Raw genomic sequence first — 15,612 nt, 5'->3', positions numbered from 1 at the left:
ACGAAACCCTGGCGCGACGTGCGGTCCGGGTGATCGGATCGGGGCGTGAGCGGAAGCGCGGACGACGCGGTGCGCGGGGCGTTCGCCGCCGGCCGCACCGTCCGGTTCGACACCGCGGCGCCCAGGCGGGAGCGGACCGTGCGCGGCGAGCTGCTGTCCGCGCTGCTCGCCGGCGGACCGCGCACCGCCGCCCTGCGGCTCGTCGGCGCGCACGTGGCCGGACCGTTCGCCCTGGAGGGCAGGCAGGTCGACCACGTCGTCGACTTCCTCGACTGCACCTTCGAGCGGCCGCCGGACCTGCGGATGGCCCGCATGGTGGGCCTGCGCATGCGGGGCTGCGCGGTGCCCGGCCTGCGCGGCCGCAACCTGCGCGTCGGCAGCGACCTGGTGCTGGAGGCCGGGTTCACCAGCGACGGCGTGGTCGACCTGACCGACGCCTCGGTCGACGGCACGTTCCGGTTGGCCGGCGCCGTGCTGCGCGCCGGGGGCGACCACGCCCTGCTCGCCGCCCGCATCCGGTTGTCGGGCTCGTTGCAGGCCATCGGCCTGCGCGCGGGCGGTGAGGTGCGGCTGCGCGGCGCGGACGTCGGCGGCAACGTGCACCTGGGCGGCGCGCGCCTGCTCAACGCCGGGCAGAACGCGCTGGACGCCACCGGCGTCACCATCGCGGGCACCTTGTTCTGCGACGCCGAGGGCGGCCGGTTCACCGCCGAGGGCCGCATCCTGCTCGACGGCGCCCGGGTCGGCGGCAGCGTCGTGTTCTCCGGCGCCCGGCTGCGCGCCAGCGTCGTCGACCACCCCGTGCTCGTCATCCCGCGCGGCACCGCCGACGAGGCCGCCGCCCTGGTCGCCGACCGCCTGCGCGTCGACGGCAACGTGGAGCTGGACGACGGGTTCACCTCCTCCGGCACGGTCCGCCTGCCCAACGCGCTCATCGGCGGCTACCTGCGGCTGTCCGGCGCGGTGATCGGCCGCCGCGACCCCGCCGACGGGACCGACGACCCCGGTGGGACCGACGACCCCGGCGGGACCGGGGCCGTCCAGCGCATCCCGGTCGCCCTGCACGCCGACGGCATCCAGGTGCGCGGCGACCTGGAGGCGCGGGCCGCGACCGGCGGCGGACCCCGCGGCCGCGGCACCCGCGACACCGCGTTCCAGGCCCACGGCCAGGTGCGGCTCGTCGACGCCCAGATCCGGGGCAGCGCCTCGCTGTCCGGCGCGCGGCTGCACGGGCCGGGCATCGACGTGCTGTTCGCCGACCGGCTGCGCGTCGGCGGCACCCTGTTCCTGCGCGACCTGCACGCCCTGGGCTCGCTGCGCCTCCAGAACGCGGAGATCGGCTCCACCCTCGACTGCTCCGGCGCCGCCCTGCTCTCCCCGCGCCGGCGCGCCGACGGCACGGTCAAGCCGTCGCTGGACGCCCGCGTCGCCACCATCGGCAAGGACCTCCTGTGCAGCCACGGCTTCACCGCCGCGGGCGGCGTGCGCGTCCGGCTGGCCGAGGTCGGCAAGATGGCCACGTTCGCGGGCGCGCGGCTCGGCGGTCCGGGCGCCGCCATCGCGCTCAACGCCTACGGCCTGATCACGCGGCAGCTCGTGCTGCGGCTCTCCGGGGCCGAGGCGCCGGTGGGCCGGGTGATCCTCACCAGGGTCGCCGCCGGCACCGTGCTCGACGGGCCGGGCCTGTGGGCCGCGACCGGCGGCGTGGACGTCGAGGACTTCACGTTCGCGTCGATCTCCTCCACCCCGCACGTCGACGTGGGCACCCGCCTGCGGTGGTTGCGCGAGGTGCAGCCGGACTTCGCGCCGGGGCCGTACGAGCAGCTGGCCGCCGTGTACCGGGACGGCGGCGAGGAGGAGCTGGCGCAGCGCGTGCAGCTGGAGAAGCAGCGCCGGCGCTACTCCGAGCTGCACCTGGCCGGCCGGATCTGGGGCTCCCTCCAGCGCTGGACGGTCGGCTACGGCTACCGGCCGTGGCTCGCGATCGCCTGGCTCGCCGCGTTCGGGCTGTCCGGCGCGCTGTGGTTCCTGGGCCACGAGATGCCGAAGCTCAACGACGACGAGTCGCCGACGTGGAACCCCTGGCTGCTGGCGGTCGACCTGCTGATCCCGATCGTCGACCTCGGGCAGGACGGCAAGTGGAAGTTCAGCGGCGCGTCCCAGTGGATCGCCGGAGGGCTGATCGCGGTGGGCTGGATCCTCGCCTCCACCGCGGCGGCCGGCGCGACGCGCGTCCTCAAGCGAGGCTGACTACCCGTCGTCACGTGGCGCAACCCACTGTGCACGTCACACGATCCGGCGAACCAGGCGCGGAACGAGTGCGAAGCCGGCTCGGCTGCCGGCAGTCTCTCGGCGTCGGCTTGATCGCTCCGATCACGTCGCCGACGAAATCCCAGCGCTTCTCGTGGAGGAACCAGCGATGTCGGCCGCAGACCAGCGAACGGGAACGGGGGCGAGCCGCGTTCGGCGGCTGCTCTCCCGTGCCCTGCTGGTCGCGGGCGGCGCGCTCGCCGGTACCGCCGCCGCCTGGGCGCTGTCCGCGGCCCCCGCGTCCGCGCAGACCCCGGTCGACCACGACGACGCGGTCACCGGGATCTCGCAGGCCGCGGCGCCGTTGGGCGGTGCCCTGCCCGAGGTCGGGCTGACGCCGGTCGAGCAGACCCGCGTCGGCCAGGCCGTGCAGGACCTCGACGCCGCGTTGCGCAGCCCGCAGGTGCGGGAACCGCAGCCACCCGACCTCAACCGCGTCGCGGAGGAGATCCGCGGCGCCGTCGACCAGGTGGGCGTCCTGTTCCGGCAGCCGGTGCTGCCCCGGCTCGTGCCGACCGCCCCTGCGGCCGAGGCGCCCGCCGCGCAGCACCGGCAGCCCGTCACCGAGACCACCCCGGCCACCACCGCCGTGCCGGTCACCGCCGGCACCCCGGTGGTGCACGGGGTGTTCGCGCAGTGGAGCCGCACGTGGCTCGACGCGCCCCGGCACGCCGTCGCCGCCGTGCCCACCGACAGCGGGTCCTCGTTCCCGGGCGACCCGTCCGGCCTCCCGTCGCTGCCGTTCGCGCCCCCCTCGGGCGTGCCGGCGCACTGCACCTGCGGTGGCGACGGCGCCGGTTCCGCAGGCGGTGGCAGCGGCCCGTTCGCGGCCGTCTCCACCTCCGCCCTCGACTCCGCCGTGGCCCGGGCTCTGCTCCCCGCCACCGAGCGGAACACCGTGATGCCGGGCAAGCAGCCCGGCATCACCCCCGACTGACCGAAGCGCGCGGTCCGCGGCAGCTCCCTTCGTCGAGCTGACCCCGGTAATCGACCGGCGCTTCCCCTCCGCACGTCCGCGGGGAACGGTCGAGACGCCGCGCACCCACCCCCTGATTCGGGGTGGTCGTCCGCTCCGACGCGCTTGCCGCGTCCGACCACCCCTCACCTCCCGCAAGGGACACCGGAAGAAGGAGAAACCATGCACACCTGGGCCAAGCGCGGTCTCAAGACCGCACTTGTCACTGGTGGTCTGCTGATGCTCGGTACGGGCATCGCTTCAGCCCAGGAGAACGTCAACCCCGACGCTCCCCCGAACCCGCTCGACGCGAAGGTCCGCGTCCCGGTCGACGTCGACCACAACAACCTGGGCACCCCGGTCGGCAACCGCGACCTGCCGACCGTGCACCGCGAGATCGGCACGCCGAGCGTGTCGAGCACCCAGGCGGGCCGCCTCGCGGCCCCCGCCAACCCCCTGCTGCGCAGCGTCCACGAGCGCGCCCAGGGTGTCGAGACCTCGGGCCTGACCCGGGGCAACACCGCCGACGCCGACGTCGTCGTGCCGGTCAGCGTGTGCGGCAACGCCGTCGCCGCCGGCGGCGACGCCTACACCGAGGGCGACTGCGCCAGGTCCGTCGCCAGCACGGGCGACATCCGGACCGATGGTTCCTACGGCCCCCTCGCGGGCAACGTCGCCTCGGCCGCCGCCGCCGTCTCCCCGCAGGTCGACGGCAACGCCTTCGCCGTCCTGGCGAACGCCGAGACCCGCAGCACCACCGCGCAGGACGCCACCGCGGGCGGCGACGTCACCACGTCCGGCCGCAACGGCTCGCTGTCGGGCAACATCACGGCGGTCCAGGCCGCCTCCCCGGTCCAGGTGACCAACAACGCGTTCGCGGCGGGCGGCAACTCGCACAGCCGCTCGGCCTCGTCCAACGACGCCGCCGCCGCCGGCGTGCTGCGCACCGACGGCGACCGCAGCACCGGTGGCGGCAACGTCCTCGGCGTGCCGCTGGCCCCCGTGGTCGCGGTGAGCGGCAACGGTGTCGGCGCCGCCGGCAACGCGGACGCCCAGGCCGAGAACAGCGCGTCCGCCAAGGCGGGCGAGACCGAGGCCGCGCACGGCTACGTGAGGTGGGCCACCACCTCGGGCAACGACGGCACGCTCGCCGGCAACATGGTCCAGCCGTCCATGGCCGGCCCCGTGTCCACCGCGAACAACGCGCTCGCCGGCGTCGGCAACTCCAACGTCGACAGCGCGTCCGCCAACCGCTCCGCGGCCGGTGGCAACAGCATCACCTCCGGGCAGGACGCGGTGCTGTCGGGCAACTACGCCGACGTGCCGGTCGCCCTGCCCACCTCGTCCTCGGGCAACTCGCTGGCGGGCGTCGGCAACACCTCGTCCCGGCACACCAACGACGCCGACGCGACCGCGGGCGGCGACACGTTCACCAACGGCGACCGCTCGGTGCTGTCGGCGAACTCCGCGAACCTGCCCCCGGCGGGCGCGGTCGACCTGTGCGGCAACAGCGTCGCGGGCGGCGGCATCGCCGGCTCCGAGTGCGACAACGAGGTCACCGCCGACGCGGGCGGCTTCAACGGTTCGACCGGCAACGACGCGGTCGGTTCCGGCAACATCGGCCAGGTGCCGCTCGGCGCGCCCGCCGAGGCGTTCGGCAACGGCATCGGCGCGGTCGGCACGTCGGCGGGCAACACCACCGAGCGCAAGACCGTCCGCTCCGGCGCGGTCGCGAACAGCACCGACGACAACGGCACCGTGTCGAGCAACGTCGTCTCGGCCCCCACCGCCATCGGCGGCCAGGTGTTCGGCAACTCGGGCGGCGCGGTCGCCAACCCGACGTCCCGCACCGACAGCGACACCAAGATCGACCTCGGCAACCCGCCCAAGGCCAACGGCAAGCACGGTTCCGCGTCCGGCAACATCGTCCACGTGCCCACCTCCAACCCCGCCCAGGTGTTCGGCGACTCGGTCGTCGGCGTGGGCAACGGCTCGTCGGACACGTCGAACAGGCTCGACTCCCGTTCGGGAGGTGCCGCCGTGACCACAGGTGACGAGGGCTCCCTCTCGGGCAACGTGCTGTCCGTGCCGCAGGCGTCCTCGCCGCAGGTGTTCGGCAGCGCGGTCGGCGCCGGCAGCAACGTGGAGTCGGAGAGCCGCAACGAGTTCGGCTCGTTCTCCGGTGGCGACGTCTACACCTCCGGTGACCGGGCGTCCCTGTCCGGCAACGGCGTCGGCGCGCAGCCGACCGTGCCGCTCCAGGTGTTCGGCGACGCGGTCTCGGCCGCGGGCAACGGCAAGTCCGAGGTGGACAGCGGCTCCGACCTGGCCGCCGGCGGTCGCCACCTGTCCTCGGCCGAGGACAGCTCGTGGTCCGGCAACCTGCTCACCGCACCCCTCGGCGCGGAGCCGGCGGTGCACGGCGACTCGGTTTCCGCGGTCGGCATCGCGCAGACCGCCACCGACAGCGTGGTGGACAGCCGCTCCGGCGGGAGCACCGACACCACGGGCTCCGGCTACGGCAGCGCGCACGACGTGGAACTGCCCGGTCGGACCGCGGCCCGCCTCGTCGGCGTGCCGGTCGACGTGATGGGCGAGGCGAGGACCGCCACCACGGACCGCAGCCGGATGCAGACCGGTGAGCAGCGCAACGAGCACGCGCGCAGCGCGGAGCAGGGCGTCCAGCTCCCGATCGGGATCGACAGCCTGATGGGCGCGACCGAGGTGCCGAGCCTGGACGCCTTGACCCTGCTGTCCGACTCCCGGTGGGCGCTGCGCGTCTCCAGCCCGCACGAGGTGCGCGGCCTGCTGGTCCACGGCGTGTCGAAGGCCGGTTCCGTCCGGGGCGTGAGGACCGGCGTCCCGCAGGTCGGGCTGCCCGTCGAGCTCTCCGTGGTCACCCGTGAGCTGCCCCGGGTCGTCGAGGTCCTGCCCGGTGCGGCCGACGAGCGCTCCTTCGCCGGTCGGCTGCCGCTGCTCGACGGCACGGACCTGGGCGAGACCCGGGAGCTGCCGGCGCTGGTGGAGACCCTGCCGGTCGGGGTCTCCGGGCCGGCCGTCGGCCGCAGCCTGCCGACCCTGCCCGTGGCCGCCCCGATCGCCCTGCCGTTCGTCGTGCCGGTGCCGGGCATCGCCCAGCCGCGCACCGCGGCGCCGACCCTCCCGCCGGCGTCGCTGAGCGGTCTGGACGTCAACCCGCTCCAGGGCTTCGCCCTGCCGGGCCTGCCCGGCGCCGAGCGCACCCAGGCCCCGGCGCTGGCCGGCCTGGACGCGCTGACCGTGTTCGGCGCACTGGAGGACACCACCGTGCTGCCGCGCATCTGACGTAGTACGCCTCGCGCGCTTGGCCCTCGACACCTCTCGTGTCGGGGGCCAAGCCCTTGTCAGGGCTTCGACGCACCCTCGAAGGCCGGGCGCAGGGCGTCGAGCATCGAGGCGAAGTCGTCCTCGGGCACGATCGGCACCCCGTACGCCCGCGCCCGCCGCGCCTTGCCGGACAGCGTGAACGGGTCGGCGGCCACCAGCACCCGGGTCGACTTCGTCACCCAGCCCCGGCCGACCAGCCCGGCGGACGCCGCGCGGTCCAGCCACACGTCCCTCGGGACGAGCGTCTGCCCGGTGAACACCACCAGGTCGCCGCGGGCGAGCGCCACCGGCGCGTGGCCCGGCGACGTCGGCGCCGCCACACCCCGGCGCACCTCGGCCACCTCGGTCACCCCCGGACCCGGTCCCAGGTCCGGGAACGGCTCGACCCCCGCCGGCACCGGCAGCATCGTCGCGAACAACCGCGCCGTCGCGCGGGCGTCGTCCAGGGCGGAGTGCGCCGTCCCTGGGGCGATCCCGGCCGCCGCGCAGCACGCCGCCAGCGACCGCCGCCCACCGGCCAGCCGCATCGTGCACAGCCCGTCGACCTCGACGTCCAGCCCGGCCCGGGCGAACTCCGCGCTCAGGAACCGCGCGTCGAACGCCAGGTTGTGCGCCACGACGACCCGCCCGGCCAGCCGGTCCGCGAGCGCACCCGCCACCTCGGCGAACGTCGGCGCGTGCCGCACGTCCGCCGCCCTGATCCGGTGCACGTGCTGCGGCCCCAGGTCACGGCCGGGGTCGACCAGCGTGCACCACTCCCCGGTGATCCGCCCGGCCTCGTCGAGTTGCACCACCGCGACCTCGACGACCCGGTCCGACCAGCGCGCGGCGAACCCGGTCGTCTCCACGTCGACCACCGCGTACCCCATGACCGGCGCACCCTACCGACCCCGGTCAGGGCCGCAGCGCCCGCATCACCAGGCCCACCACGGAGTCGGCGTACTCGCGCGTCAACGGCGCGCTCCGCAACAGCCACCGCTGGTACAGCGCACCCAGCAACAACTCGGCCGCCGCCTCCAGGTCCGCGTCGGCCCGCACCTCCCCGATCCGGTGGGCCACCCGCAGCCGCTCCTCCAGCACCACCCGCCGGGGCATCAGCAGCAGCGTCACCAGGTCCGTCCGCCCCTCGTGCACCAGGGCGCGGCACACCTGGTCGAACCGCCGGTCCTCCAGCTCCACCACCGCGTCCCGCAGCTCGACCACCAGGTCGCCCACGAGGTCGTGCGTGATCACCGCGTCCGGCACGGCGGGCACCAGCTCGATGAACGCGTCGAACAGCAACGGCCCCTTGGCCGGCCACCACCGGTAGATGGTCTGCTTCCCGACCCCGGCCCGGGCCGCCACCGCCTCGATCGTCAACCGCGCGTACCCCACGGCCTCGACCAGTTCCAAGGCGGCCACGAGGATGGCCCGCCTGGAACGGTCGCTGCGCCGCGCCGCGTCGGGTGGCATCCACCGATCGTAAGTCAGTGACGATCCGTCACCTTGTCTCATTTGGCTGAACCTTCGGATAGCGGTGTCGCGCGATCCCGGTCGGTTGTGCAGGTAAACCGGCTAAACGCCGGCGAGCCGCAATATTGCGGAAATTTTTTTCTGGTAACCTTCGCGCCCGAGCAGAACCGGCGGATCGCACGTAATTACTTCGCGGGAGAAACAATGTCCGATCACGGCGTGAGCCCAATGAGCCCGGTTGTGGTCACGGTGGACGGCCCCGCTGCCGCAGGTAAAACGACCACGTGCCTCGCGTTGGCCGACATATTCCAGATGGAGTACCTGGAGAGCGGGCGGAGCTATCGCATCCTGGCCCTCGAAGTGTTACAGCGTGGAATTGCCACAGATGATCATCCGGCGATTGTCGCACTGTGTGACGACTTGATCGAGGAAAGCCGGACCTCCGGTTTGCTGACCGCCGGTCGGTACACCTCGCAGGACCTGCGTTCGAGTGCGGTCAACGTGGCGGTCTCCGCGGTCTCCGGGATCGCCGAACTTCGGCGCAGGGTCACGGAGTTGGTCCGGATCTGGGCGGGCGGCCACACGAGGTGCGTGGTCGAGGGTCGGGACATCGGCACCGTCGTCTTTCCCTCCGCGCCGGTGAAGTTCTACTTGACGGCCGCCCCCGAGGTGCGGGCGGACCGTCGTGTGGCGCAGGAGGGGGCGAGTTCGTACGAGGAGGTCCTGGAGGACGTGATCCGTCGGGACCGGGCCGATATGTCCCGAGCGGCTTCCCCGCTGGTCCCCGCCGACGACGCCGTGACGATCGACACCACTGAACTGTCGCTCGCGCAGGTGGTGGAGCACATGGCCTCGGTGTGTCGAAGTCGTGGTGTGGCGATTCCATGATCGATGACGATCGTAGGACGTCGTGACGCGAAGCGTTGTCAATGGCATTGAGTACACCCGAACGGACGGAACGGACAAGGTTTTTTTCCGCTCCTGGTCGCGCTAAGTTGACCACGCTGGTACGACTCGAAGCGACCGATCGGTGACGACATGTGAGACGAGGGCATCATGGGGCAATCAGCAGTGGTGAAGGACGTCGAAGCCGGAACGGCCACGCAGGCTGATTGCCTGTTCTGCCAGGTGCACGACACATCGATCAACGAGCTATTGGTCGAAGGTGATCGGTTCTACGTGCGCTGGGACAACTACCCGGCCGCCAAGGGGCACGTGGAGATCGTGCCCAAGCGGCACGTGGAGTCCTACTTCGACCTCACCAGGGGAGAAGCGGCCGAGGCGTACGACCTCATGAAGCGGGCGCAGCGGATGCTGGACGCCAAGTACCACCCCGCCGGCTACACGATCGGGATCAACGAGGGACGTGCGGCGGGACGCACCATCGACCACCTGCACATCCACCTGATCCCCCGCTACGAGGGCGACGTGTCGGACCCGCGCGGCGGCGTTCGCCACGTCCTGCCGGGTACTGACCCGGACGAGTGGAGCTCTTAACCGCGCAGGGCTTCCACCACGAACCAGGTACCGCGGCCGCTCGGCAGTGCGCGCACCGACGTGAAGCCGACAGCCTCCAGTTCCGCCACCACCGTCGTGGGCCTTCGCAGCGAGAACCACCTGGGGAACGAGAGCCGCCCGCCTCGGACCCAGTCCTCGTGGTCCCCCTCCTTGAGGCTGATCGCGGCCACCCCGCCGGGCAGGAGTACGCGGTGGATCTCGCCGAACGCCCGGGGGTGATGACGGGCTGGAACGTGCAGCACGCTCCCGCAGGCCCACACACCCGCGAACGTCCCCGCCCGGAACGGCAGTGACAGCAGGTCCAACTGCACGGCACCGAACGGCGCGCACCGGGCACGGGTCATGCGCAACAACCGTCCGCTCAGATCGCCCGCGACCAGCGTGGCCCCCCGCTGTGCCAGGTGCTCGGAGTCGCGGCCCGCGCCGCAGCCCAGGTCCAGCACCACGCCATCGGGCAGCGCATCGAAGAACCGGTCCAGCTCCACGTCGAGGCCGGGGAACTGGTCGAGTCGTCCCGTGGAGGCCGCGTACTCGTCCGCGTGCCGGTCGTAGATCGTTCGGGTGATCGACACGATTTCCTCGACCGCGTGCGCATTCAGGTGCACTCGAAGTCCTCTCGTCCGATGGCCATCCCCAGATTGCTCATCTCTTCGAGCAGTTCGCGCCGGTGGAGGACGTCGTAGCCGTGGCTGGCGTCCACGCTGATGCAGCCGACGAACCTGTTGCGGCCGTTCCTGATCGGTGTCGCGAACACCGCCGCGCGGTGCTTGACCGCCTCGAACAGCTCCCAGGACAGGTTCATCACCGCAGCGGCGCCGTGACGGGCTACGTACTGGTCGTACGCATCGCGGTCGGTGAGCCGCGCCACCAAGGGCGCCACGTCGAAATCCACCTCGTGGTCGCGCTGCCAGCACAGACCCACGACACCGACACCCCTGGTGGGGAGGAACTTCCGCGTTGCCGGGTAGGAGGACATGCGGTACGTGGCGACCCGCTTGAGCACGCCGTGCACCGGGTGTCGGAGTGTCCTGCGCTTCCGCCACACGTGCAGGGCCAAGTCGCCCATGTCGAGCGGCGGGTCGACGTGCGAGCCGATTTCGAGCAACCTGCCGAACGTGGAGAGGATGCGGCGCCGCATCGTCACGTTGCGGTCGGCCAACGACCGGGTCTGCCAGCTCTCGAACGGCGTGAGGGCACCGAAGACGCCGGCGGTGCCGAGGAGCAGGAGCAGCAGGTGGGGCCTGTTGCCCAGCAAGCCCTCCCAGAACGGCTTGGACGGCACGTTGTACGCCTTGCCCGCCAGGCACAGCGTCGCGGACAGCAGCACGGTCTTGTCAACGGCCTTGGCGGTGGCCCGCCTCACGTCCTGCGATCGCCCGTCTCGTCCGGGGTGTGCCGCCATGCCTTGCCGGGTAATCCGGTACGACGGCCATCGGCGCGGACGAGCACCACCCCCTCCTGCTCGGTCACCACTCCGATCCGGTGGAAGTCGAGCCGTTCAGCGAGCGACTCCTCCACCTCTGCCGGTGCCGTGAACACGAGTTCGAAGTCGACCGAGTCGCCCATCACCAATACCAGTGGGTCCAGGTCGAGGTGCGAGGCGATGGCGTTGACGGCCGCGGGCACGGGGACCGCTTCCTCGTGCACCTCGATCCCGATGCCGCTCGCCCGGGCGATGCTCTCCAGTGTCGCCTTGAGGCCGTCAGAGGTGTCCTGACAGCTCGTCACCACACCGCTGCCGCTCAGCACCAGACCTTCGCCCACCCTGGCCACCGGGCGCTTCCAGTTGGTCAGCGCGGTCTTGAGGTGGTCCTGGTCGATGGACGCATCGGGGACGCCCGCCCGCAAGTAGGCCATGGCGGCACCCGCAAGACCGGTGGGTGCCGTGAGGCACACCACGTCGCCGGGTTTCGCGCCACTGCGGAGCAAGGAACCACCTGCCGGGCACACCCCGAAAGCCGAGGCCGTGAGGATGAGCCGTTCCGCCCCGCCGATGTCGCCTCCGACGTTCGGGCACCCGAAGAGGGCGCACGCGTCGCGGATCCCCTCCATGACGCGGGTGAACACCAGGTCGGTCATCTCGGGCGGGTACCGCACCACGGAGAGCAGGCCGATGGGCTTCGCACCCATCGCCGCGATGTCGCTGACGTTCGCCGCCACGAGGTAGTGACCGAGGTCGTACTCGTCCAAGTGGCCCATCTCGTACAGCCGGAACTTGGGCCCGCGCACGTAGTCGGAGCCGACTACCAGTTCGTGGTCGCCGCTGAACCGGAAGACGGCGCAATCGTCCTGCGCGTCAGCACCGGCGACGAGTTCGACCCGATTTCGGCCAGGCCCTGTGACCGGGGTGAAGCTGCCGACCTGATCGGCGAAGATCCGGACGATGGTGTCGGCCAATCTCGTCGGTTCGTCCGAGAACACGCCGTCGCTCACCACGTCGTCATTCCCCCTGGATCGGCATTGGAGCGGCCGAGTCGTTCCGGCCAGGGCACGACCATGCGCATCGTCGACCGCAGGTCTTCCTTGCGCATGACAACGGCGTAGTCCCACTCCGGGTCTTCGATCGAAAGCGTCTTGCCGACGATCGAACGCAAGTACTGTCGCCGCTGCGCTGCGGTCGGGTGGTATACGCGACACGTGTCCTGGTACAGACGCAGGAAGTAGGCGCAGTCCGACCAGGGGGGTCGCGCCAGGTCGCTGATCGAAGCCAGGTCCTCGTACAGGAGGCCGTCACCGACCATGAGGGCGTCCACGGCATGACCGTCGACAGGCAGGAAGTGGAGGTGTGCGTGCGTGATGCAGGCGTGGTTCTCCTGGCCGGTGCTGGAGCCGTGCTCCATGACCAGGGGCTCTCCGAAGGTCTCGGCGTAGAGCGCGACCACCCGGTCGATCAGGTGCTCGGCCTCGCCGGGGTGCGCGGTCAGCACTTGGGCGAACGACAGGTGGTGCTTCTTCGGGAGCAGCAGCAGGTGGCCGACGGTGAGGGGCGACATGTCGACGAGCAGCTCGAAGTTCTCCGTCGAATGAATCCGACGAGATGGCGGATCACCTTCGTAGAAACGGGTGAATGAAGTGTCGCTCTCGCCTGAGATTTCCTCGCAAAAATCTGCGCCCGTGCACTGCACGGTATTGATCATGGCTCCCCCTGTCGTCGTCTCCTGTTCGACGTCGATCGGTGCAGCTGGATTTTTGCGCATGGAACAGGGGAACTCGAACATCCGGTGAGAGGTTAACTCGAACGTAGCAACGCCCCTTCCCGCAGTTATGCGGGCGAGGGGCGTCGTCGATCGGCGGCGATCTCAGCGTGACGTAGAATTCCGCTGGATCATGAATTTGTCCACTTTTCAGTGAAAGCCGATAACTGCGGGTCCGAGCAGGTGGCTCCTAGCCCTGGGCGAGGTCGGCGAAGCGGCTGTAGTGCAGCTGGTGCGCCACGGTGATGGTGGCCGTCGGCCCGGCGCGGTGCTTGGCGATGATCAGGTCCGCCTCGCCGGCGCGCGGGTCGTCGCGCTCCCACGCGTCGGGGCGGTTGATCAGGATCACCATGTCCGCGTCCTGCTCCAGCGAACCGGACTCGCGCAGGTCGGACAGCTGGGGCCGCTTGTCGGTGCGCTGCTCGGGACCTCGGTTCAGCTGGCTGATCGCGATCACCGGGACCTCCAGCTCCTTGGCGATGAGCTTCAGGTTCCGGGAGAACTCGGAGACCTCCTGCTGGCGCGACTCGGTGCGCTTGCCCGACGACATCAGCTGGAGGTAGTCGACCACCACGAGCCGCAGGTCGTGCCGCTGCTTGAGCCGCCTGGCCTTGGCCCGGATCTCCATCATCGTCAGGTTCGGCGAGTCGTCCACGAACAGCGGCGCCTCGCTGATCTCGCTCATCCGCCGCGCCAACCGGGTCCAGTCGTCGTCGCTCATCTTGCCGCCGCGCATGTCGCCGAGCCGGATGCGCGCCTCGGCGGAGAGCATGCGCATCACGATCTCGGTGCGCGACATTTCGAGCGAGAAGATCGCGCTGGTCAGACCGTGCTTCACGGAGCAGGAACGGGCGAAGTCCAGTCCCAGGGTCGAGTTGTGGGTGGGCACCATCGACCGGCCGGCGAGGTACAGGTGGTCGGCGTTGTCGACCTCGACGCACCGCACCGGAACGCTCTCGACCGGTCGGACGTCGACGATGAACCGAGAGCCGGTCCGAGCGGTGCCGATGCCCCTCCTGCGCTCCTTCAGCACCAGACGCTTGCGCTCCAGGCGGAACACGTCATCCCCGGTCCCGAACGTCAGGGTGTACGCGGTCGACGTCGCCTCGCTGCGTCCCCGCACCCGCTTCGTGGTGGTCGAGCACCGGTAGCCCAGACCGACGACCAGTTCGAGCACGTCTTCGGCCAACCGGCGGCTGGTCACCGAGAACTGCACCGAACCGCCGGCGGTGACGGTGCCGTCGGTGTCGAGCAACCCCGCCAGCAGCGCCCGCCGTTGGGCGATCGACGCCCGCTGGTAGCAGGTGGGGATGTGCTTGTCGCCGAGCACCCCGAGGCCGCGCAGGAGCGCTTGGACGGTGCCGTGGTCGTGGTGGCAGTCCTGACAACGCCGGAAGCCGCTGGACGGCTGCCCGCAGTCGGGGCAGGTCGGGGCGGGAACCGAGGCCGAGGTGGAACGGGACCTGCCGCCGCAACTGCGACCGCACGTCTTGACCTGGCTGGTCTTCGGGGTGAACGACGTGCCGCACACGACGCACCCCCGGGCCGGGATCGCGTCGGCCGCCGGCAGCCGGATGCCGTGCGCGAGGTCGCCGTGCGGCACCACGTCGTAGCCCTCGGCCTCGATGTGCCAGGCGATCTCCGGGTCCGCCGTGGTGAACCGCGCTGCCGCGGAGTGCCCGTCGCCCAACCACGCGCCGAGCGTGTAGGGGCCGATCGGCAGCGCCGCCTCCGGCAGGTCCAGTGCCCTGGTGTTGGTCACCGAGTGGTTCAGCCGGCTGTCCGCGGTGCCGCAGCGCAGGGTCTCCGCGATCTCCCGGGTGGTGCGAACCCCGGCGGGCACGTGCTTCGCGCGCCGTGAGGATCGGGTTTCGGTGAGCCACTGGTGCTCCGCGTCGGCCACGATCACCGTGCCGTCGGAGAACTCGACCTCGTAGCACGGTCGGCCGTGCATCGCCCCGGTCGCGGCGACGACCCTGGTGGGCTTGCCGTCGGCGCCGATGAGGTGGTCGCCGACCTCGACCTCCCCCATCGTCGTCCAGCCCGAGGGCGTGGCGAGGGGGGTGTCCAGGGCCAGCGCCTTGCCGACACCGGGCCTGGCCGCGACGATGATCATCTGGCCGGGGTGCAGGCCGTTGGTCAGCTCGTCCAGGTCGGCGAACCCCGTGGGGATGCCGAGCGACGAACCGCCGCGCGAGGCGATCGCGTCGATCTCGTCCATGGTCGGCTGGAGCAGTTCCTCCAGGACCACGTAGTCCTCGGTCGTGCGGCGCTCGGTGACCTCGTAGATGGCGGCCTGGGCGCGGTCGACGACCTCGTCGACGTCGGCCCCCTCGGCGCCGTTGTAGCCGAGCTGGACGATCCGGGTGCCCGCCTCCACCAGGCGGCGCAGCACGGCCTTCTCCGCCACGATCTCGGCGTAGTAGGAGGCGTTCGCGGCCGTCGGCACGGTGGCGATCAGGGTGTGCAGGTACGGTGCGCCGCCGACGCGCAGCAGCTCGCCCCGCCGCTCCAGCTCCGCCGAGACGGTGATGGGGTCGGCGGGCTCGCCCCGGCCGTACAGGTCCAGCACGCAGTCGTACACGGCCTGGTGGGCGGGCCGGTAGAAGTCGTTGGGCGCGAGGACCTCGACCACGTCGGCGATCGCGTCCTTGCTCAGGAGCATTCCGCCCAGCACCGACTGCTCGGCGGCGAGGTCCTGCGGCGGCTGCCGTTCGAAGCCGGGCTCGGCCATGCCCCGGTCGTCCACCAGCGCCACCGTGCACTCACCCCAATCTGCTGCCGTTCGGATGTTCTACCCCGTCGGACCGACAAAAG

At 71.5% G+C, this 15,612-nt stretch carries 12 protein-coding genes; 5 read left to right on the top strand and 7 right to left on the bottom strand.

What is annotated here, in order from left to right; genetic code table 11:
* Positions 1 to 45: 45 nt before the first annotated feature.
* The 3 genes from J2S66_RS28595 to J2S66_RS28585 all read left to right on the top strand — a co-directional run bounded on the left by J2S66_RS28595 (position 46) and on the right by J2S66_RS28585 (position 6,589).
* Positions 46 to 2,250: a hypothetical protein gene (locus J2S66_RS28595; protein WP_310310485.1), complete on the top strand. Its 2,205-nt coding sequence runs from the start codon at positions 46 to 48 to the stop codon at positions 2,248 to 2,250.
* Between the two features lie 169 nt (positions 2,251 to 2,419).
* Positions 2,420 to 3,247, top strand: a complete 828-nt coding sequence (locus tag J2S66_RS28590; RefSeq protein ID WP_310310483.1) for a hypothetical protein — start codon at positions 2,420 to 2,422, stop codon at positions 3,245 to 3,247.
* A 201-nt stretch (positions 3,248 to 3,448) separates the two neighbouring features.
* Positions 3,449 to 6,589 carry a beta strand repeat-containing protein gene (locus tag J2S66_RS28585; RefSeq protein ID WP_310310481.1) on the top strand — a complete coding sequence of 1,047 codons (3,141 nt, stop codon included), beginning with the start codon at positions 3,449 to 3,451 and terminating at the stop codon, positions 6,587 to 6,589.
* 59 nt (positions 6,590 to 6,648) lie between these two features.
* Here J2S66_RS28585 and J2S66_RS28580 read toward each other — a convergent pair whose 3' ends face one another.
* Entirely contained in the window at positions 6,649 to 7,500 is an 852-nt protein-coding gene (locus tag J2S66_RS28580) for an exonuclease domain-containing protein (protein ID WP_310310479.1), read from the bottom strand.
* A 25-nt stretch (positions 7,501 to 7,525) separates the two neighbouring features.
* Positions 7,526 to 8,083: a TetR/AcrR family transcriptional regulator gene (locus J2S66_RS28575; RefSeq protein ID WP_310310477.1), complete on the bottom strand. Its 558-nt coding sequence runs from the start codon at positions 8,081 to 8,083 to the stop codon at positions 7,526 to 7,528.
* A gap of 42 nt (positions 8,084 to 8,125) precedes the next feature.
* Here J2S66_RS28575 and cmk point away from each other — a divergent pair, with 42 nt between their 5' ends.
* Together cmk and J2S66_RS28565 are read left to right on the top strand one after the other, a co-directional pair.
* Positions 8,126 to 8,971: a (d)CMP kinase gene (cmk, locus tag J2S66_RS28570; RefSeq protein WP_310310475.1), complete on the top strand. Its 846-nt coding sequence runs from the start codon at positions 8,126 to 8,128 to the stop codon at positions 8,969 to 8,971.
* Between the two features lie 168 nt (positions 8,972 to 9,139).
* The gene (locus tag J2S66_RS28565) at positions 9,140 to 9,580 is read left to right on the top strand and encodes an HIT family protein (RefSeq protein ID WP_310310474.1); all 441 of its coding nucleotides are present in this window, start codon (positions 9,140 to 9,142) and stop codon (positions 9,578 to 9,580) included.
* Here J2S66_RS28565 and J2S66_RS28560 read toward each other — a convergent pair.
* The 5 genes from J2S66_RS28560 to dnaB form a co-directional block, all read right to left on the bottom strand.
* Positions 9,577 to 10,173, bottom strand: a complete 597-nt coding sequence (locus tag J2S66_RS28560) for a class I SAM-dependent methyltransferase (RefSeq protein WP_310310472.1) — start codon at positions 10,171 to 10,173, stop codon at positions 9,577 to 9,579. The two genes, J2S66_RS28565 and J2S66_RS28560, sit on opposite strands and share 4 nt — an antisense overlap.
* Positions 10,174 to 10,196: 23 nt before the next feature.
* Positions 10,197 to 10,964 (bottom strand): hypothetical protein, encoded by a 768-nt coding sequence (locus J2S66_RS28555; RefSeq protein ID WP_310310471.1) that lies wholly within the window; start codon positions 10,962 to 10,964, stop codon positions 10,197 to 10,199.
* Positions 10,961 to 12,034 carry a thiamine-phosphate kinase gene (gene thiL, locus J2S66_RS28550; RefSeq protein WP_310310469.1) on the bottom strand — a complete coding sequence of 358 codons (1,074 nt, stop codon included), beginning with the start codon at positions 12,032 to 12,034 and terminating at the stop codon, positions 10,961 to 10,963. The genes J2S66_RS28555 and thiL overlap by 4 nt, the downstream gene beginning before the upstream one ends.
* On the bottom strand, positions 12,031 to 12,819 hold the full coding sequence (locus J2S66_RS28545; RefSeq protein ID WP_310310467.1) for an HIT domain-containing protein: 789 nt from the start codon (positions 12,817 to 12,819) through the stop codon (positions 12,031 to 12,033). Before J2S66_RS28545 ends, thiL begins: the two co-directional genes overlap by 4 nt.
* A 166-nt stretch (positions 12,820 to 12,985) precedes the next feature.
* A complete protein-coding gene (gene dnaB / locus J2S66_RS28540; RefSeq protein ID WP_374726141.1) occupies positions 12,986 to 15,553 on the bottom strand; it encodes a replicative DNA helicase in 2,568 nt (855 codons plus the stop codon).
* Positions 15,554 to 15,612: the final 59 nt, after the last annotated feature.

Source organism: Saccharothrix longispora (assembly GCF_031455225.1).
GTDB classification, from domain to species: Bacteria; Actinomycetota; Actinomycetes; order Mycobacteriales; family Pseudonocardiaceae; genus Actinosynnema; species Actinosynnema longispora.
The sequence above is the reverse complement of the archived record's forward strand: the minus strand, read 5'-3'. Positions and strand labels throughout refer to the sequence as shown.

Coding starts and splice junctions, on each gene's coding strand:
- J2S66_RS28590 (WP_310310483.1), top strand. CDS start 2,420: ATGTCGGCCGCAGACCAGCGAACGGGAACGGGGGCGAGCCGCGTTCGG.
- J2S66_RS28565 (WP_310310474.1), top strand. CDS start 9,140: ATGGGGCAATCAGCAGTGGTGAAGGACGTCGAAGCCGGAACGGCCACG.
- J2S66_RS28580 (WP_310310479.1), bottom strand. CDS start 7,500: ATGGGGTACGCGGTGGTCGACGTGGAGACGACCGGGTTCGCCGCGCGC.
- J2S66_RS28545 (WP_310310467.1), bottom strand. CDS start 12,819: ATGTTCGAGTTCCCCTGTTCCATGCGCAAAAATCCAGCTGCACCGATC.
- J2S66_RS28575 (WP_310310477.1), bottom strand. CDS start 8,083: ATGCCACCCGACGCGGCGCGGCGCAGCGACCGTTCCAGGCGGGCCATC.
- J2S66_RS28585 (WP_310310481.1), top strand. CDS start 3,449: ATGCACACCTGGGCCAAGCGCGGTCTCAAGACCGCACTTGTCACTGGT.